The 14339-nt window shown below is 62.3% G+C and carries 16 protein-coding genes and 1 pseudogene; 5 read left to right on the top strand and 12 right to left on the bottom strand.

Annotated features, from left to right (window positions below):
- Positions 1 to 508 precede the first annotated feature (508 nt).
- Complete coding sequence (locus ACP2YO_RS26280; protein WP_426434075.1) at positions 509 to 1231, top strand: hypothetical protein; 723 nt, start codon at positions 509 to 511, stop codon at positions 1229 to 1231.
- On the opposite strand, the gene ACP2YO_RS26275 is transcribed toward ACP2YO_RS26280, so the two are convergent.
- The 6 genes from ACP2YO_RS26275 to tkt all read right to left on the bottom strand — a co-directional run bounded on the left by ACP2YO_RS26275 (position 1228) and on the right by tkt (position 5877).
- On the bottom strand, positions 1228 to 1902 hold the full coding sequence (locus ACP2YO_RS26275) for an SGNH/GDSL hydrolase family protein (RefSeq protein ID WP_426434074.1): 675 nt from the start codon (positions 1900 to 1902) through the stop codon (positions 1228 to 1230). The genes ACP2YO_RS26280 and ACP2YO_RS26275 overlap by 4 nt on opposite strands.
- A 33-nt stretch (positions 1903 to 1935) precedes the next feature.
- A complete protein-coding gene (locus ACP2YO_RS26270) occupies positions 1936 to 2142 on the bottom strand; it encodes a hypothetical protein (protein WP_426434073.1) in 207 nt (68 codons plus the stop codon).
- Between the two features lie 98 nt (positions 2143 to 2240).
- On the bottom strand, positions 2241 to 3047 hold the full coding sequence (locus ACP2YO_RS26265; protein ID WP_426434072.1) for an EcsC family protein: 807 nt from the start codon (positions 3045 to 3047) through the stop codon (positions 2241 to 2243).
- A gap of 56 nt (positions 3048 to 3103) precedes the next feature.
- Positions 3104 to 3547, bottom strand: a complete 444-nt coding sequence (locus ACP2YO_RS26260; protein ID WP_426434071.1) for a DUF1810 domain-containing protein — start codon at positions 3545 to 3547, stop codon at positions 3104 to 3106.
- 51 nt (positions 3548 to 3598) lie between these two features.
- Positions 3599 to 3811, bottom strand: a complete 213-nt coding sequence (locus tag ACP2YO_RS26255) for a hypothetical protein (protein WP_426434070.1) — start codon at positions 3809 to 3811, stop codon at positions 3599 to 3601.
- 20 nt (positions 3812 to 3831) lie between these two features.
- Positions 3832 to 5877, bottom strand: a complete 2046-nt coding sequence (gene tkt / locus ACP2YO_RS26250; RefSeq protein ID WP_426434069.1) for a transketolase — start codon at positions 5875 to 5877, stop codon at positions 3832 to 3834.
- Here tkt and ACP2YO_RS26245 point away from each other — a divergent pair.
- A complete protein-coding gene (locus tag ACP2YO_RS26245; protein ID WP_426434068.1) occupies positions 5876 to 6079 on the top strand; it encodes a hypothetical protein in 204 nt (67 codons plus the stop codon). The two genes, tkt and ACP2YO_RS26245, sit on opposite strands and share 2 nt — an antisense overlap.
- Before the next feature lie 269 nt (positions 6080 to 6348).
- On the opposite strand, the gene ACP2YO_RS26240 is transcribed toward ACP2YO_RS26245, so the two are convergent.
- The gene (locus ACP2YO_RS26240; protein WP_426434067.1) at positions 6349 to 6705 is read right to left on the bottom strand and encodes a hypothetical protein; all 357 of its coding nucleotides are present in this window, start codon (positions 6703 to 6705) and stop codon (positions 6349 to 6351) included.
- Positions 6706 to 7211: 506 nt separating this feature from the next.
- On the opposite strand from ACP2YO_RS26240, the gene ACP2YO_RS26235 reads away from it, so the two are divergent.
- The 3 genes and pseudogenes from ACP2YO_RS26235 (at position 7212) to ACP2YO_RS26225 (ending at position 8842) form a co-directional block, all read left to right on the top strand.
- Positions 7212 to 7418: a hypothetical protein gene (locus ACP2YO_RS26235; RefSeq protein WP_426434066.1), complete on the top strand. Its 207-nt coding sequence runs from the start codon at positions 7212 to 7214 to the stop codon at positions 7416 to 7418.
- 284 nt (positions 7419 to 7702) lie between these two features.
- Positions 7703 to 8041: pseudogene (locus tag ACP2YO_RS26230) on the top strand (radical SAM protein); the annotation flags it as partial.
- Positions 8042 to 8404: 363 nt separating this feature from the next.
- Entirely contained in the window at positions 8405 to 8842 is a 438-nt protein-coding gene (locus ACP2YO_RS26225; protein WP_426443316.1) for an SPASM domain-containing protein, read from the top strand.
- A 60-nt stretch (positions 8843 to 8902) separates the two neighbouring features.
- Here the strand turns inward: ACP2YO_RS26225 and ACP2YO_RS26220 are convergent, their stop codons facing one another.
- The 5 genes from ACP2YO_RS26220 to ACP2YO_RS26200 all read right to left on the bottom strand — a co-directional run bounded on the left by ACP2YO_RS26220 (position 8903) and on the right by ACP2YO_RS26200 (position 14269).
- A complete protein-coding gene (locus ACP2YO_RS26220; RefSeq protein ID WP_426434065.1) occupies positions 8903 to 9898 on the bottom strand; it encodes a hypothetical protein in 996 nt (331 codons plus the stop codon).
- 250 nt (positions 9899 to 10148) lie between these two features.
- Complete coding sequence (locus ACP2YO_RS26215) at positions 10149 to 10808, bottom strand: hypothetical protein (RefSeq protein WP_426434064.1); 660 nt, start codon at positions 10806 to 10808, stop codon at positions 10149 to 10151.
- A gap of 224 nt (positions 10809 to 11032) precedes the next feature.
- Positions 11033 to 11512: a Mov34/MPN/PAD-1 family protein gene (locus ACP2YO_RS26210; RefSeq protein ID WP_426434063.1), complete on the bottom strand. Its 480-nt coding sequence runs from the start codon at positions 11510 to 11512 to the stop codon at positions 11033 to 11035.
- Positions 11509 to 13296 (bottom strand): ThiF family adenylyltransferase, encoded by a 1788-nt coding sequence (locus tag ACP2YO_RS26205; protein ID WP_426434062.1) that lies wholly within the window; start codon positions 13294 to 13296, stop codon positions 11509 to 11511. Before ACP2YO_RS26205 ends, ACP2YO_RS26210 begins: the two co-directional genes overlap by 4 nt.
- The gene (locus tag ACP2YO_RS26200; protein ID WP_426434061.1) at positions 13289 to 14269 is read right to left on the bottom strand and encodes a cyclic GMP-AMP synthase DncV-like nucleotidyltransferase; all 981 of its coding nucleotides are present in this window, start codon (positions 14267 to 14269) and stop codon (positions 13289 to 13291) included. Before ACP2YO_RS26200 ends, ACP2YO_RS26205 begins: the two co-directional genes overlap by 8 nt.
- Positions 14270 to 14339: the final 70 nt, after the last annotated feature.

Here is a 14339-nt window from a genome sequence, read left to right as displayed (position 1 = left end):
GAAATCCGGTGCCGTCGCAGCCGGAGCACCTGATTTCTGCCGACGCCTCATTGGATTTCGGTTTGGCCATTGCGATCATTTTCCGGACATGATGCCAACAGCTCCCATGTCGTTGTGCATGATGGATTGCTGGCTCCGATTGTCCCACTTCAAGGTCACTCCAGACCAGTTCGCCTCGGTGACGGCGGCCTGGTCGTTCTTGTCATCGCGCCAGCAGACCCGTGAGCCGACAACTAGCAATCTGGACTGAGAGCCTGTCACTCGTTTTGCCGTTTCTGTGCGTCGCTGCCGGCCGGCACATCAGCCGCTCGGCGGGATGATTGCCACGCGCTTACGAGCGAGAACGACCCGCCGGCGTCAAGTCGCAAATACTTGGCTCTGGCGCTTCTGCCGGTCGAAATTGCATTGCTAGTGGCCGCGATTTCAGACCGGCATTGATTGCAACCACGAATTGTGAACGAATGGGGTCGACCTAGATTTTCGTTTGGTCTTCGGGGAGAGGGGGATCATGGCTGACGAAGCGGAAGGTGCAACGCCGCCGGGCAACCCTTTGTCGACCGCAGCGCGCGCGCAAAACGCAGTCGAGGCCCGGTCCGCCGCGGCTCAATGGGTGTTCGAAATCCTTAACGTTTCGGCAGCCTTGCCAAAGGACTCGCCGATCTCCGAGAAGGATCCGCTGAGGCTTTGGGGCATCGCGAGCGAGGAGGCGCTCGTCCAGATCGCTGCCCGGTTCAACCAGACGATGGCAGGGCAAAAGACGCTCCGTCCGCCGGATCTGATCACCAACGTATTCGGCAATACGGTCGGCGCGCTCGTCGAATTCATTGCAAAAAGCGTCTCCGACGCTGCGGCTTCGATCGCCAAATCGGGAATGCTGATCGAGGAATACATCACTGGCTGGAGCAATACGCTCCGGCAAAAGGTCGACGACCTGGTCCTCAGTACCTTAAGGGAAGGCTACCCCACGGCGACGCGCGATACGCTGTTGTCAGGATGGAGAGACGGCGGAGCGTCATTCCTGACTGTCGAACAGAAATTTCGAGGTCAGGTGATGGACGGTGATTTCCACGGTCTCGTGAACCATGCAAAATTTTGCCTGCCCGCAGACAAGTATGCGACCCTCACCACTACCGAAAACAAGAAAGTCAGGGACATCCAGAGCTTTTTTACGAGCGCGGCGATGAAGGCTGGACCACCTTTGCGGGGACTGGATGCCGATCCGGAAAGCTAAGGCCATCGCGATTTCGGCGACGATTTTGGCAGCGTCCGTTGCTCCTTCCAAGAAGCAGAAAGCTCATCCAATGCAACCCGATAGTAAAGTGCCTCCATGTTGTTCTGGTTGGCCTGGGAGGGATGGGTGCCATCCGGGTATTTGGCGGGATTTGTCACGTCGGCGTCGTGCGAATATGTCGGGTCGATTGCCCAGTCGATAAGGAAATCGGCCACGCCATTCTTCACGAGTGTCCGAATGGCGGCGTTCACCGCTGGCCTGGTGCCGAGAAACGTCGGATCGTTCCGAGGGTTTTGAGTCGTGAGACCTATTTTAACGAGCTTGTTCACGGCGGCCCGATACCTGCCGATCAGCGTTTCAACGTCGGCTATCCATCCCACCACGTTGTTGGCGTAGGGACCGCCACCGATAAAATCGTTCTGTCCCAGTTGAAGCGTCAAAACGTTCACAGTCGGTGGGGCAGCGAACGCCGTTATTACGTCTGGCGCGCGCTTGCTGATGTCAGCTAAGGTTTCTCCACCTGTCGCAAAGTTCGTGTGCGCGATCGGTGGGTTGATAGCAGCCGGGTCGGACATGTAGATTACATGGTAGGGGGTGACAGGCGTCTGCGGCAGCCCGCCATCCAGCGAGCTGGTGCTTGAGCCCTCGACCAGAAGTGTTCGCGAAACCATCTTGAATACTCCGCATGGTAAGCATTCGTAGCACTATCGCGCAACGCCGTCGAACGCTCTTGCTACAACGAACATCCGGCGCACATTTCGCCGGCAGGGGGAGTAGGCGTACGCTTCTTTCCAGATCTCGGAGTGATCGACGTTTGAGTTGAACTTAACCAGCCCCGCGTCGAACCCTGCCGGAAGGGCGATGGCGCTGTCGGCAATGATCTTGCCGGTCTTACCGCTCAGGCCGATCATGATTTTGGGGCAACGCCGGTGAGAAAGTCGGTCTACTCGGTCTCATCTCGGACCGCTTCCGCCTAGGATGCAAGACAATCAAGCAGGAATGGCAATTCCTAAAGCTCGCCGGCCATCAGGCCGTATTCGGCCCTGACCCTGTCCTGGCCGTAGATCCTCTCAAGCCGGCGCACCGTAAAATGGCCGTGCGCGATCTCCTGGAAATGCTCCATGAACGCATAGTTGACTGCGGCACCGCCGACGGCGCCGACGACGGGAAGCGCTTGCGCGGCAACTTTCTGCGTGACCACGAGGCCGAAACGCGAAGCCACCTGCGTGACGAACTTCAAGACGACCGGAGCGCCTTCCCTGATGAACCCGCGCTCTGCGATGAAGCGGGCGGCCTCGGAGACGGTCTTCGCGAGGACGCTCCGGACGGCGAAATAGCCGCTTTCAGAAGCGTCGGTCGACCCGGCCCGGCCGCCCAACGCGAAGACCTCGACGCAGGCGAGGCTGGTCTCCGGATCCGCAAGGTCTTCGCCTTCGCTCTTTGCGATGTCGGCGATCGACCGCAGCATGATGACGGTCGATACAGGCAGTTCGACCGGAAGCGCTGCCAGTCCAAACGTCCCGCCTGCGGCGCCCGAAGCGGTCGCGAGCGCCCGGTGCAGTAGCTCTGAATGCGAAGAAGATGATGACGGAAGCGTGCGCAGGGCGACCTTTAGCGCCGCCTCGAGCCCCTTTGAGGTGGCCGCCGTGATCGCCGTGGAGGCGGCAGAGGGCAGGGCAGACGCGATCAACTCGACGGGCTTGCCGACCAGGTTGGTCAGTCTGCCGGCGAGACTGGGATGCTCGAGCGCCTTGACCGCGCCGCGCAGCGCCTCCCGATCTTCGTTCGTGATTTCAGCGGTTTCCTGCAACGACAATTTCAAATATCCATGAGTGAGATGAAAAACGAACGTACGCTGGTCGGGTTCCCGCACTACTCGCCCGGGCGCGGCCTCGCACCTCCCAAGATCGCCAGCGTCGCGCGATCCTTTCCGCCCGGATAGAAGGCCGCGAGCGCCTCGGCGAAAACCCCTTGCTGCGATACAGCATCGAACAACGTCATGCACGACCGGAATTTCATGTCGTCTGGCGACCCAAAGATGTCGGTTATCGTCTTTTCGCTCGCCGTCATTACGAGCTGCGTGCATTCGATCAGGCGCGGTCCAAGCAGTCCGTGCTCCACGTAGGCGACCGCTTCCGCACGCGAGCCGATCGCAAAGCGTTGCGCCATGGCGCTCGAACCGAGGCCGGCGATCTGGGGAAAGACGAACCACATCCAATGCGTGCGCTTGCGGCCGTGCGACAGCTCCTCGACGACCTGTCGATAAACCGGCTCCTGGGCGTCCACGAAACGGCGGAGATCGAACGAATCGCTCACGCGGCTATACTTTCCACAACCGTCGGACCGGCCTTGTGGCCAATGCCGGACTCACCGTAACCAGATGCGCGATTTGACGCCAATGATAACGGGTTTCGAATGCCAGGTAGAACGACCGAATTGCCCAAAACAGGTTTCGCGATCGAGATCGACGGACGCCTCAAGGCCGAATTCAGCACCAAGGAAGGTGCTGAGCTTGGCGCGATCGAACTGAAGCGGCGTTTTCCGATGCTTCAGATCCGGATCTACGACGCCGGCACCCATTCAAGACACGATCTCCCTGCCTAGGCGGTGGCTTCCGCAAGCGTCTCCCGCGCGGCACGCACCACCGCTTCAGTATTGATGTCGAACTTCTTGTAGACGTCGGCGATCTTTCCGGACGCCCCGAAGGAATGCATCCCGACGAAACGGCCCTCGAGGCCGATGTAGCGATCCCACCCGAGTTCGACGGCGGCTTCCACCGCGACGCGCGCGCGCGTCTTGCCGAGCACGGCCTTCCTGTAAGCGGCGTCCTGCTGTTCGAACAACAGCCGGCACGGCATGGACACCACGGCCGTCGGTACACCCTCCTTCTGGAGGATTTCGCGTGCCTGGACTGCGAAGTGGAGTTCCGAGCCGGTGCTCAAGATCGTGAGCCTGCGCTCGCCGCCTTCCGCTTCCTGCAGCACGTAGCCGCCTCTGGCCGACTTGTTCTCTGTGGCAAGCTCGCGCCGCAGCAGAGGCATCGGCTGCCGGGACAGGGCGAGCAGGGCGGCCTGGCGGGGCGTGTTCAGAATCGCCTCCCAGCATTCGGCGGTCTCGATCGGATCGCCCGGCCGATAGAGAGCAAGATGGGGGATAGCTCGCAGCGCCGCGAGCTGCTCGACGGGCTGATGGGTCGGACCGTCTTCGCCGAGACCGATGGAATCGTGCGTCATGACGAAGATCGTCCGGACCTGCATCATGGCCGCGAGGCGGATCGAGGGGCGGCAGTAGTCCGAGAAACACAAGAAGGTGCCTCCGTAAGGGATCAATCCGCCGTGCAGTGCGATGCCGTTCATGGCCGCGGCCATGCCATGTTCCCGCACACCGTAATGCATATAGGAGCCGCCATATTCGCCGGGCTTGATCTCGACCATGCCCTTGGCCTTGGTGTTGTTGGAAGTCGTCAGATCGGCGGACCCGCCGAGCAGCTCCGGAATGGCCGCAGCCACGTGGTTGAGGACGGTACCGCTTGCGGCGCGCGTGGCCACTTCCTTGCCGCTGGCAAGGAGCTCGGCGCGGGCCGCGGCGATGGCTTTCTGCCAGTCCGGCGGCAGCTTGCCGTCGTTGCGTCGCTCGAACTCCGAACGTAAGTCGGCAGGGGCCGCCTTGACGCGATCTGCCCAGGCCATGCGTGCTTTGCGGCCCTTGGTGCCAATCTCGCGCCACTCGCGCAGCAGCGGTTCGGGGATCACGAAAGGCGGTGAATCCCAGGCGAGAATCTTGCGGGCGCCGGCGATCTCGTCTTCTCCCGGCGCGTCGCTATGGGCCTTCTCGGTGCCGGCCTTGGTCGGGAATCCGAACCCGATGATGGTCTTGCAGGCGATCAGGGACGGCTTGTTGGTGACGGCGCGGGCGGCGGTTATCGCGTCCCGGATCGCATCGGTGTCGTGTCCATCGATCTCCTGGACGTGCCAGCCGGAAGCCCGAAAGCGCTCGATTTCCGTGTCGGAGACCGCCAGCCGGGTAGGGCCGTCGATCGTAATCGAGTTGTTGTCCCAGAACGCGATCAGGTGGCCGAGCTTGTAGTGGCCCGCCATCGAGATCGCCTCCTCGCTGACGCCTTCCATCAGGCAGCCGTCGCCCATGAACACATAGGTGAAATGGTTGCAGAGTTCGTCGCCGAACGAGGCGTTCAGGATGCGTTCGGCGAGGGCGAAGCCCACCAAATTGGCGATGCCCTGGCCAAGCGGACCGGTCGTCGTTTCGATGCCGTCAGCGTGCTTGTATTCGGGGTGACCGGCCGTCTTGCTGTCGATCTGCCGGAAGCGCTTCAACTGGTCCAGGGTCATGTCCTCGAAGCCCGTCAGATAAAGCAGGCTGTAAAGGAGCATCGAGGCGTGGCCGTTCGACAGCACGAACCGGTCTCGGTCAAACCAGTGCGGATCGGCCGCGTCGAACTGCATGAAATCCCTGAACAGGACGGTCGCGATGTCTGCCATGCCCATCGGGGCGCCGGGATGGCCGCTTTTGGCGTGCTGGACGGCATCCATCGAGAGAAAACGGATGCAATCGGCCATGTCCCGAAGATGCTGGTCGCGGGGCTTTGGAACCGACTTGATGGTCTGAGTTGGAGCGGCGTCAGCCATGACTATCGGCTCCTTGTTCGGCGTGGGCATCGATGTACGTTTTGCGGTTGCGAGCTTCAAAGCCGCAGGGCTCGGATTCGTTCCGGCGTTGGCGTACACATCTGGTCCGATAAGGGAAGATGAAGGGAGCGGGCGGAGCGTGCTCGAAGCATTGCAGAAATCAACCCGTCCGACGGGCGGGGCCGAGGAAGCGAAAACATGAAGGCGAATGCCCGCAGGTCGCAAACGCCATCCTGTCGATCGACGTCGGCGGTCCCATGTGAAGGTCATGACGGACAAAACGCGGATCAGCGCGAGTTTGTGTCCGGCCCCGGCTTGTCCGCGAAATCGATGGTGAAGCAGGTCAAAGAGCTCACGAAAGACTGGGCATACGATCGGATTTCGATCGGGTATCCGGGTCCGGTAGTCGACCACCGCCCATCGTACGGGATCAGGCCAGGCGTAACGGCCAGAGAAATCACGCCGAACCCTTTAAGATCGGGCTTTGCGCCTCAAATGCCGCTCAACCGCATTTCTCTGATCAGGCCTAAGCGAGCCGACAATGATGTGCGCCACGCCAAAGGACGCCAAAAATGCGCTGAAGCGATCAGTGGCAAACACATCGGACCGGTCCGTCACTGCTTGAGCTGGTTTGCCCAACGTTTTGAAGGCACGTCCGAGAACAGCTTCAGGACCCCCCTCGCTTCTTGGGACCGGTTCGTTGACCAACTCGCTGCCTGTGCCGGCGTCGACAGCTACCAAATGCATACCGCGGGGGACATCCAGCATCGCAACATCAATGACCCATGTATTATCCTTTGGACTTGGACGGCGCATCATCAGCATCATCTGACCACTCCGAAATTGAGGATGAGGCCATTTATCCACTCCCAGACTGGTTTCAAGACTAAGGGCGCAATTATTTTGACCCGCCTCAACACCTCGGCCGGAGGTTGGTTTTCCGGTCGACCGTCGAGCTCAGGTGCCTTCGGGACGGCACCCTTCTTCCTGCGAGTTCGTAGGGCCCAAACCCCGCCGCCGCACAGTCACGACCGACCCGATGGAGCGGGGCCGGCGCCCTAGTGATGGCCCAGACTCCAATCGGCAGAACCGGCCAGCCTGCGATAATCCGCCGGCTTCCAGCGGATCCGTTGCGCGTGCCGTGGATCATCTGGATAGCCCGATAGCGTCCCTAATAAGGTACAGAGGTCTTTCAAGGACCGTTCCGCGAAGGGAAGGATAGTGCCTCGAACCTGTTAAGCCGCGTGCCGAGCTCCCGTCGCGTCTTAATGGACTTGACGAGCGCAAATAATGTGCCACCATAGGTTGTTAGCAAAAACAGACGGGAGGTCGCCATGGCGCGCAAGCCGGCCAAAAAGCCGAAAGTGAGTCTGATCGTCTCCGACAACAAGGACGTCAAGTTGAAGGCCCGGCCCGGCAAGCTGCATGTCGTGCAGGTCGAAACCATCACTCCGGATCTCAAGAAGGCCGGCCGTGTCGGAGCGCGACTTTGCGGGTACGGCACCGGAATGTGCCTTGCCATCATCGACATCGACAAGTGACCGCACGGCACCGCCTGCGATCGTCCCGCTATAGCTTCTGCGTTCCGATCGGCGATGACAGCGTGTTGTACAACGCGTGCTCTGGAGCCTCCGTCCGCCTGTCAGGCAAGGATGCGCGCGAGCTTGCGCGGCTACTCTGCGGTCCTCCGCGGAGCGTGTCAGCCAACGCAATTCCGGGTGCGCTTCTCGCTACGCTGCGCCGGGGAGGGTTTCTCGTCGACCAGGCCTCCGATGAACTCGCCGTAGTCCGCGAGCGCTATTGGCGCGCGCGTGGTCGCACCCCGATGGTTCTCACGCTTACGACGACGCAGGACTGCAACCTTGGTTGCTACTATTGCTACGAGGAAAGAACCCGCGATGCTCTCGCCGAGAGAGACGTTCCAGCGATAGTCGGGTGGACCCGACAGCGTCTGGCAGCGTCTGGCAAAGACAGCCTTCACGTCGACTGGTACGGCGGCGAACCACTCCTCAACATCGATTTCATCGATGCCGCGTCCGGACCGCTCCAGGCGCTCTGCGCGGAAATCGGCGTCAGCTACTCCGCCTCGGTGATCTCGAACGGGACATGCTGGCCCGATGATATCGGCGGCTTCGTCCGGCGGCACCGCATTCGGCAGGTGCAGATATCCTTCGACGGGCTCAAAGCCAACCATGACAAGAGACGGCGATATCGAAAGGGAAGGGCGCCGGATCCGTCCGTTTCTTCGTTCGAGCAGGCGGTCGCAGTGGTCGATGAGTTGCTCGACATTGTGCGTGTCGACCTGAGGTTCAACGCCGACCACGGAAATCAGGGCGATCTTGAAGGATTCATTGCCTTCTGCAGAGATCGAGGCTGGTTCGACAGACCGTATCCGTGCATCTTCCAGCTCGCCCGGATATCCGACTTTTCGGAGCGTGCCGCATTCCTGAGCCGCACGAAACTCACAGAGGAGGAGTTCGAGAGGCTCCGCGAACGGTCGCGCCAGATTGTGCCGCACGAAACGACGTTGGACGAGACGACGACCCGCTCGCAATATCCTCTGCCGAGAACCTCGGTGTGCGCGGCTCTTGCGGACGACTCAATCGTGATCGGAGCAGATGGCAACCACTACCGATGCGGGCTTCAGGTCGGCGAGAAGAACCGCCCCGTCGCCTTCCGCGACGCGAGGGGCGAAATGACGCCCGGCCGTGATGCCGATTGGTGGACCGGTTTCGATCCGACGCTCCAACCGAATTGCAGCCGCTGCTCGTTCCTGCCAGTCTGCTGGGGCGGCTGTCCAAAAAATCATCTTGAGGGCAATTCGCATTCCCTGCATGAGCAGAGTTTGTACTGGCGAAAGGCCCTTCCGCAGAAGATCGCCTGGCAATTTGGGGTGGCCCTCGAGGAAAGCGCTTTCAGTTTCACCGAGGCCAACCAGTTCCGAGCGAGTTCGCCCGAGGCGTGACCCCGATCTAGCTTGGACCTGAAATGCTCGACGTCGGAACGGCTCTCCGTGCAACGTCCATCAACAATCGCTGTCGGGACGCTGTGGCGCCGTGATGCACAGTCGCGCGAGGGGTCGGTCCGCCAAGGGTTCGTTGAGAACCAGGCCGGGTGGGCGGTTCCATTCGACCTGTTGGAGGAAGGGCAAGTTGACCTCGGGTTTCGCGTTGCAGGCCTTGAGCGGAGCCACCAGCGCGGAGCCCGAGCGGCTCCAGCCCGCAAAATCCACGGCAAAGCAGTAGTCTCGGGGCATCTGTTCGGTGCTGTCGTCGATAGTGGCTACCAAGGTATTGATCGATCGGCCGCCCTGGGGCGTCACAAGCTTTCCGCCGATCATCAGTCTGTATTTTATGCCTACAAGAATATCGGCGATGTCCGATCGGGTGGCCTGGCCGCTCCACTCGACGACAGAGCGCACGCGGTTCTTGCCTCGATACTTGCGATTGCTGGCAACGTCGTGCAACTCCTCCGCACTGAAGGTAACGCTCCGAACGTCGGCCAAGACCGCTTTCTTGACGGTGCGACCGTTCGTGTCCACGTTTTCGAGGAAGACGCTGACGCTTTCAGTCGCTCCCTTCGCGTCCCATTCGACCTTGACGGCATCTAGATCAGTCAAGGCGTCGGCTCCGGCCCGTGCGGCGACGGGAGGCCGAACGACGATCGAAAGCGGTTCGGGTTTGGCGATAAGCCATATGCCTAACCCGACGAGTGCCGCACAGACCAGGAGAACGATGACCGTCACCACGTTGTGCAGGATGACGACGAGGCGGATGAGTCGGACGTCCTGCTCGTTCACCGCGCTGCGGACGGTGGTGTCGCGCTCGATCAACTGTCCGATGCGCGCAGGTGTGAGGGACGCGTAGTCCTTGATGTCCACGTTGGGCGCGGCTCGAAGCTTCTCGACGACGCCCTTCATCAGATCGCCGCCGATCCGGTACTGGCCCGCCCACAGATAGACGAAGAAACCGACGATTCCGAGGACGGCCGGCAAGCCCTTCAGAAAGACGATTGCGTCCACTCAAACCACCTCCTGAAAAGGCGCAGTCTCGCTCAATCGATACTTGCACGACAAGAGGCATGCACGCATGCAATTGGTCGTTGCTTACGTCGTCGGCGGCAAGGCGCCTTCCAGAGGTGTTCGAACCCTCCTTAGAGGCGGGGGGAAGGCGCCTGGTCGCCTTCTTCTACGCACCATCTACGCCGACGAGGCGGCCACTATCCCGGCTAGATCGCCGGGGCCGATCCGTTTATTTCGCCCAGAGTGCTAATTAGGCCGCGCGGCGGGCGGCGGCCGCTGCGGGCGATGCCTCGAACAAAGCGACCACTAACAGGTCGATGGTGGCGTCTAGGCTTCCGCCCGCTGCAGCAGCATGCAGGTAAGGGCGGGCCGCCGCCGGATCGTCGAGTTCCCAGAGCAGAAAGCTACCGATTGCCTGGAGGCCGACAGGGTCGCCGTCCGCAGCGCGCCGTGCGGCGTCATCGCCGGCACCGGTCAGCCGTCTATCGAAAGCCACGGTCTCGACCGTCTTTGTCGACCCCGGATCGGAGGCGAGACAGGTGATCCGGAAGACGTGAGAATGAAGCCGCTTAAGCAGAACGGGACTCTCGCGGTCGACCCCGGAGCCCGCCGGCAGGAGCAAATCGACGAAGGCATCGTCGAAATCGCCCCGGACGGCACAACGGTCGCCCTCCAGAGCCACGCGTGGCGAAAGGAGCGGGTTCCAACCCTCCCGGTGCCAGCCGGACTCATGCGCTGACTTCGGCACGATCGAATTGCGGGTCGCCCGACGGGGTTCTCCGCGATTGTCCGTGCAGCAATGCTTCGGCCATGGCCAGCCCAGATCGTCGAAGAACACGCGCCCGTTATACGGGCTCCGGTAGAAGAAGACCGAGCTGCCACATACCGGACAGTGGGCGTTCGGATTCACGTAGCTCTCGACAGTCCCGCCGCTATCGCGGGACCAACCGAAGGACGGGGCTGAGTAATTCAGCGCGAAATGCGAGACGCTTCCCCAGCGGCGACGACCGCCGCCGGTGTCTCCTCCGAACCCGCAGCTACCGTCATAGGCGTGATTTGCGGCGTGCACATGTCGTTAGGCCTGGCTGGATACGTGCACTCTTCCGTACAAAGGTGGCGATGCCGCGGCGGCACTCAAGCTCCGCCGACCGGCCTCAGCACATGGGGGAAGCCGTCGCCGCGGAAGAGGGAGACGTGTAGTCCTTCAGGCGCCGGTAGCTGACCTACGACCACAAGAACGAAGGCCAGCATGGCGTGGGCAGACCTGCGAACGGTGTCGTCGAGGCTGGTGACGTCGGGATTAGAGGGGAGCGGGATCCTCTCGGGATGGGTGTGCCAATCCCCCAGGAAATGCAGGCCGAGACCGAAGCGGTCATCGATCTCGCGCTGTTCGGCTCGTCTGTCGGGCACATAGGACGTGCGGGTTCGCCGATCCGTTCTCCGCGGGCCGGTCGCCTCGACGACCTCGATCCTCGACGCGTGGAAACGCCCGAACAGTTGGCCTCCGGCTTCACGCTGCCAGAAACGCAGTTGTCTGTGCTTGGAGAAGGTCTCGACGACGGGGTTCGTGAATATCAGCGCCTGTCCCGAACGACCGATCGGGTAGACAATCATTCGGCTGCCTCGGCAACGACCACGGCCAGGGCGGCCGCGCTGGGCCAAGGTAACTCGATGACGTATCCTCCCTCGTCGCGAAAGCCCGTCATGGATCGCCAGGGCGAGCTCCAGTCGCCGCCCGCGGCCCTGAGGGGTCCTGACCGACCGATCCAGAGGCCATGCGAGGACGCGCGGATCTCGCGATCCAGCGCTCGAAGCACCACCTCGGCGATCTTGGCGATGGTAAACGACAATTCGACTGCCCCGTAGGGTTGGAAGACCGCACCGCAAGCTGGCTCCCGCAGCGTCGTCGGTCCGGACCATTCAGTCACCCGCAGATGAGGCTTGCCGCAAGCATCAAAGCCTGCGCGGAACCGTTGACCGTTCTTGGCGATCGTGACGGCGTGCCCCGCCGCCGCATGCGCTTCGGTCCAGCCGTAGATCACCGGCCCCTGGAATTTCGAGCCGACGTGCCACATATCGAGGAAGGCTTCTGTCGCCCACGAACCGGTCGCCGAGACGACGACATCGCAATCTGCGAGGGCGGCGGGCTCTTCCATGATGACGCTTTCGATGTCACGCGCGATCGCGTCGACGGAGGCCACGTGGGGGAAATCGGTCCGGATCTTCTGGGCCAGCCCGACGCATTTGTGAGATCCGACGTAGGGGGCGCCCAGCGGATGCCGGCCGATGTTGGCCCAGGCGAGCCGTTCCGGATCGATGAAAACGAAATGGCCGATGCCCGACTGCGCGAGCAGGATGGCGACGGCAGCGCCGACCGAGCCGCATCCGACGATAGCGACCTTCGCGCGTCGGAAGCGATCGAACTTCGGGTTTGCCCCGCGACCGTGAATCCAGGCCGCGTCGGCCCGATCGACGCTCGCGCGCTTGATCGGGATGCCGCCGAAATAGCGCCCGAGCGCGATCTGCGCCGGCACCAGCTTGTTCCTGAAGCCGTCACCGAGGGTCGAGCGTCCGCGCTCGGTCGGGTGAGGGACCCACGCCGAGGCGAGGGCAGGTCCGACCGGCGTGTCGACCCCTACCAGCAGAGTGGCGCCGTTCGCGTCCTGCATCACCAATTGGCATAAGAGCTCGTCCGTGAGGCCAGCTTCCGCTGCCAGCCCGCGAACCGCGGTGCCGCTTTTCGGGAAGTCCGCTGGCAGCGGCGGCCGATCGAGCCAAAGCAGCGCGCCTGCCTGGGTCTTGATGTTGGCCGTGCCGTAGCGGTTCTTCAGCCACACTGCGATCGCCTCGTCGTCGTCCGCGACAAGCACGAACCGCTTGCCGCGCCAGACTCGCACCAGCCTCGACGGACCGGCCGGCGGCAGAAGGCTATAAACCGGAACGCCCTCGTCGTTGGACGCCTGCCCCCAATAGGAGAGGAACTCGTCGGCGAAGTCGCCGTCCCGCTCGCCGCGCTCGCATTCGCCGATGAGCCGGCAAGCCGACGCGATGCGGTCGGCGACTACGGCACCGGGCCGCTCGACATCGAATCCCTCGCCGTCGAGGCAAAGGATCCCGTCTCTTTCGAAGTGCGCCCATTTCAGGAACATAGACGGGCCGACGAAGGCCACGCGTGGGAGCGCGAACGGGAATTGTCGGGGCACGACCACGTCGAGGCGCCGTTCTCCTTCCGGCGTCGGCACCATCAGCCGCCATCCGGCCGCCGGCTGCCGGGCCGCGTACTTGCGAAGAGCCTGCCTGTCGAGGCGCTCGAAGCCACCCAACTTCCGCCGGATGCGGTCCTCGACCATGAGGAGCGCATCCTCGAAGGATGGTGGCTGCGGCACGCGATCAGGCATACCGACCGCCGCCATCCTTGCGGACAGCCACCTGCGGCTCCTTGCCGGAGAACAGACCTGCGAGCGCCGGCGCCGCAACGCTGCTTGACGCCTTGCTGACCGGCTCATGACGGTCGCTGAAGAACTCGGTGGCGTACACCTTGTCCCAACACTTCAGCGCTGCCTGCCTGTCGCAGTCGCTGTCGAAGAGGGGAGCCAGGTTGGCCAAGGCCTCGTCCAGCTTTTCGCGCAGGAATTTGGCCTTGGGATCCTCGTTGCCCTTGGTGATAGTATCGCCCGGCGTCACCGGGTGCTGCACCACCAGATTCCACTTCAGTCGGTCACGGATGGCCTTCATCGTGTCGTGCAGCGCCTTGTCCTCGCGACCGGCGTCGCCGCGGAAGCACTCGGTGACAAGCTTGGTGATGCCGAAGCCGCTGAGAATCTGGGCCTTCCAGCTCGACCGGCTTCTGCCGTACTTCTTGATCTCACGGACGACGCGCCGAAGCTGGCGCCCGTTTTCGGTGTCCGGGCTCTGCGCGTCGTTTTCCTTCTCGAACCACGCCGTCACCTCGCGCGCATCCGACCGCTTCCAGTCGGTGCTGGCGAGTTCATAGAAGTGGGACTCGTTGCCGAACACTTCTTTGGTTGTGACCCTATGGTAGACGGGCAGGTCGACGTGATATCCTGCCTCATAGTGGACGCGCACGCAGTTGTTGCGTACTTCCGGCGGCGTCTTGAAGCCTCCGTCGTCGACGGCATCGCGCACCATCTGACGCGCCTGAAGCGCGGTCATCTCGGCGCCGCGTTCGCCCACCAGATCCTCCTTTGTGAAATAGACGCCGTCGTCGATGTCATAGTCGTTGTCGGGATGCTGCGTCATCGTCCTCATGGCGTAGCTGCCCTGCGACTTGAACTGGAGCGGCGCAGGCTTCTTGGCCTCCGACAAGCCTTTCTTCAGGCGCTCGCGGTTGGCGTCGCGCCGCTTTCTCATTGCGGTCCGCTCCCCGCTGGGGAGCGTCACCTCGTCGTCGTGGTATGCGAGAACATCGTCTGAACAATCG

The organism is Bradyrhizobium genosp. P, from assembly GCF_049949265.1.
In the GTDB taxonomy this organism is placed as follows: Bacteria; Pseudomonadota; Alphaproteobacteria; order Rhizobiales; family Xanthobacteraceae; genus Bradyrhizobium.
Note: the sequence above shows the minus strand (reverse complement) of the source record. Positions and strands in the feature narration are given on the sequence as shown.

Bases quoted from the DNA above. Each gene is read 5' to 3' on its own strand.
- ACP2YO_RS26280 (WP_426434075.1), top strand. From the start codon at position 509: ATGGCTGACGAAGCGGAAGGTGCAACGCCGCCGGGCAACCCTTTGTCG.
- ACP2YO_RS26275 (WP_426434074.1), bottom strand. From the start codon at position 1,902: ATGGTTTCGCGAACACTTCTGGTCGAGGGCTCAAGCACCAGCTCGCTG.
- ACP2YO_RS26270 (WP_426434073.1), bottom strand. From the start codon at position 2,142: ATGATCGGCCTGAGCGGTAAGACCGGCAAGATCATTGCCGACAGCGCC.
- ACP2YO_RS26255 (WP_426434070.1), bottom strand. From the start codon at position 3,811: ATGGGTGCCGGCGTCGTAGATCCGGATCTGAAGCATCGGAAAACGCCG.
- ACP2YO_RS26245 (WP_426434068.1), top strand. From the start codon at position 5,876: ATGACTATCGGCTCCTTGTTCGGCGTGGGCATCGATGTACGTTTTGCG.
- tkt (WP_426434069.1), bottom strand. From the start codon at position 5,877: ATGGCTGACGCCGCTCCAACTCAGACCATCAAGTCGGTTCCAAAGCCC.
- ACP2YO_RS26240 (WP_426434067.1), bottom strand. From the start codon at position 6,705: ATGATGCTGATGATGCGCCGTCCAAGTCCAAAGGATAATACATGGGTC.
- ACP2YO_RS26235 (WP_426434066.1), top strand. From the start codon at position 7,212: ATGGCGCGCAAGCCGGCCAAAAAGCCGAAAGTGAGTCTGATCGTCTCC.
- ACP2YO_RS26210 (WP_426434063.1), bottom strand. From the start codon at position 11,512: ATGATTGTCTACCCGATCGGTCGTTCGGGACAGGCGCTGATATTCACG.
- ACP2YO_RS26205 (WP_426434062.1), bottom strand. From the start codon at position 13,296: ATGCCTGATCGCGTGCCGCAGCCACCATCCTTCGAGGATGCGCTCCTC.
- ACP2YO_RS26200 (WP_426434061.1), bottom strand. From the start codon at position 14,269: ATGAGAAAGCGGCGCGACGCCAACCGCGAGCGCCTGAAGAAAGGCTTG.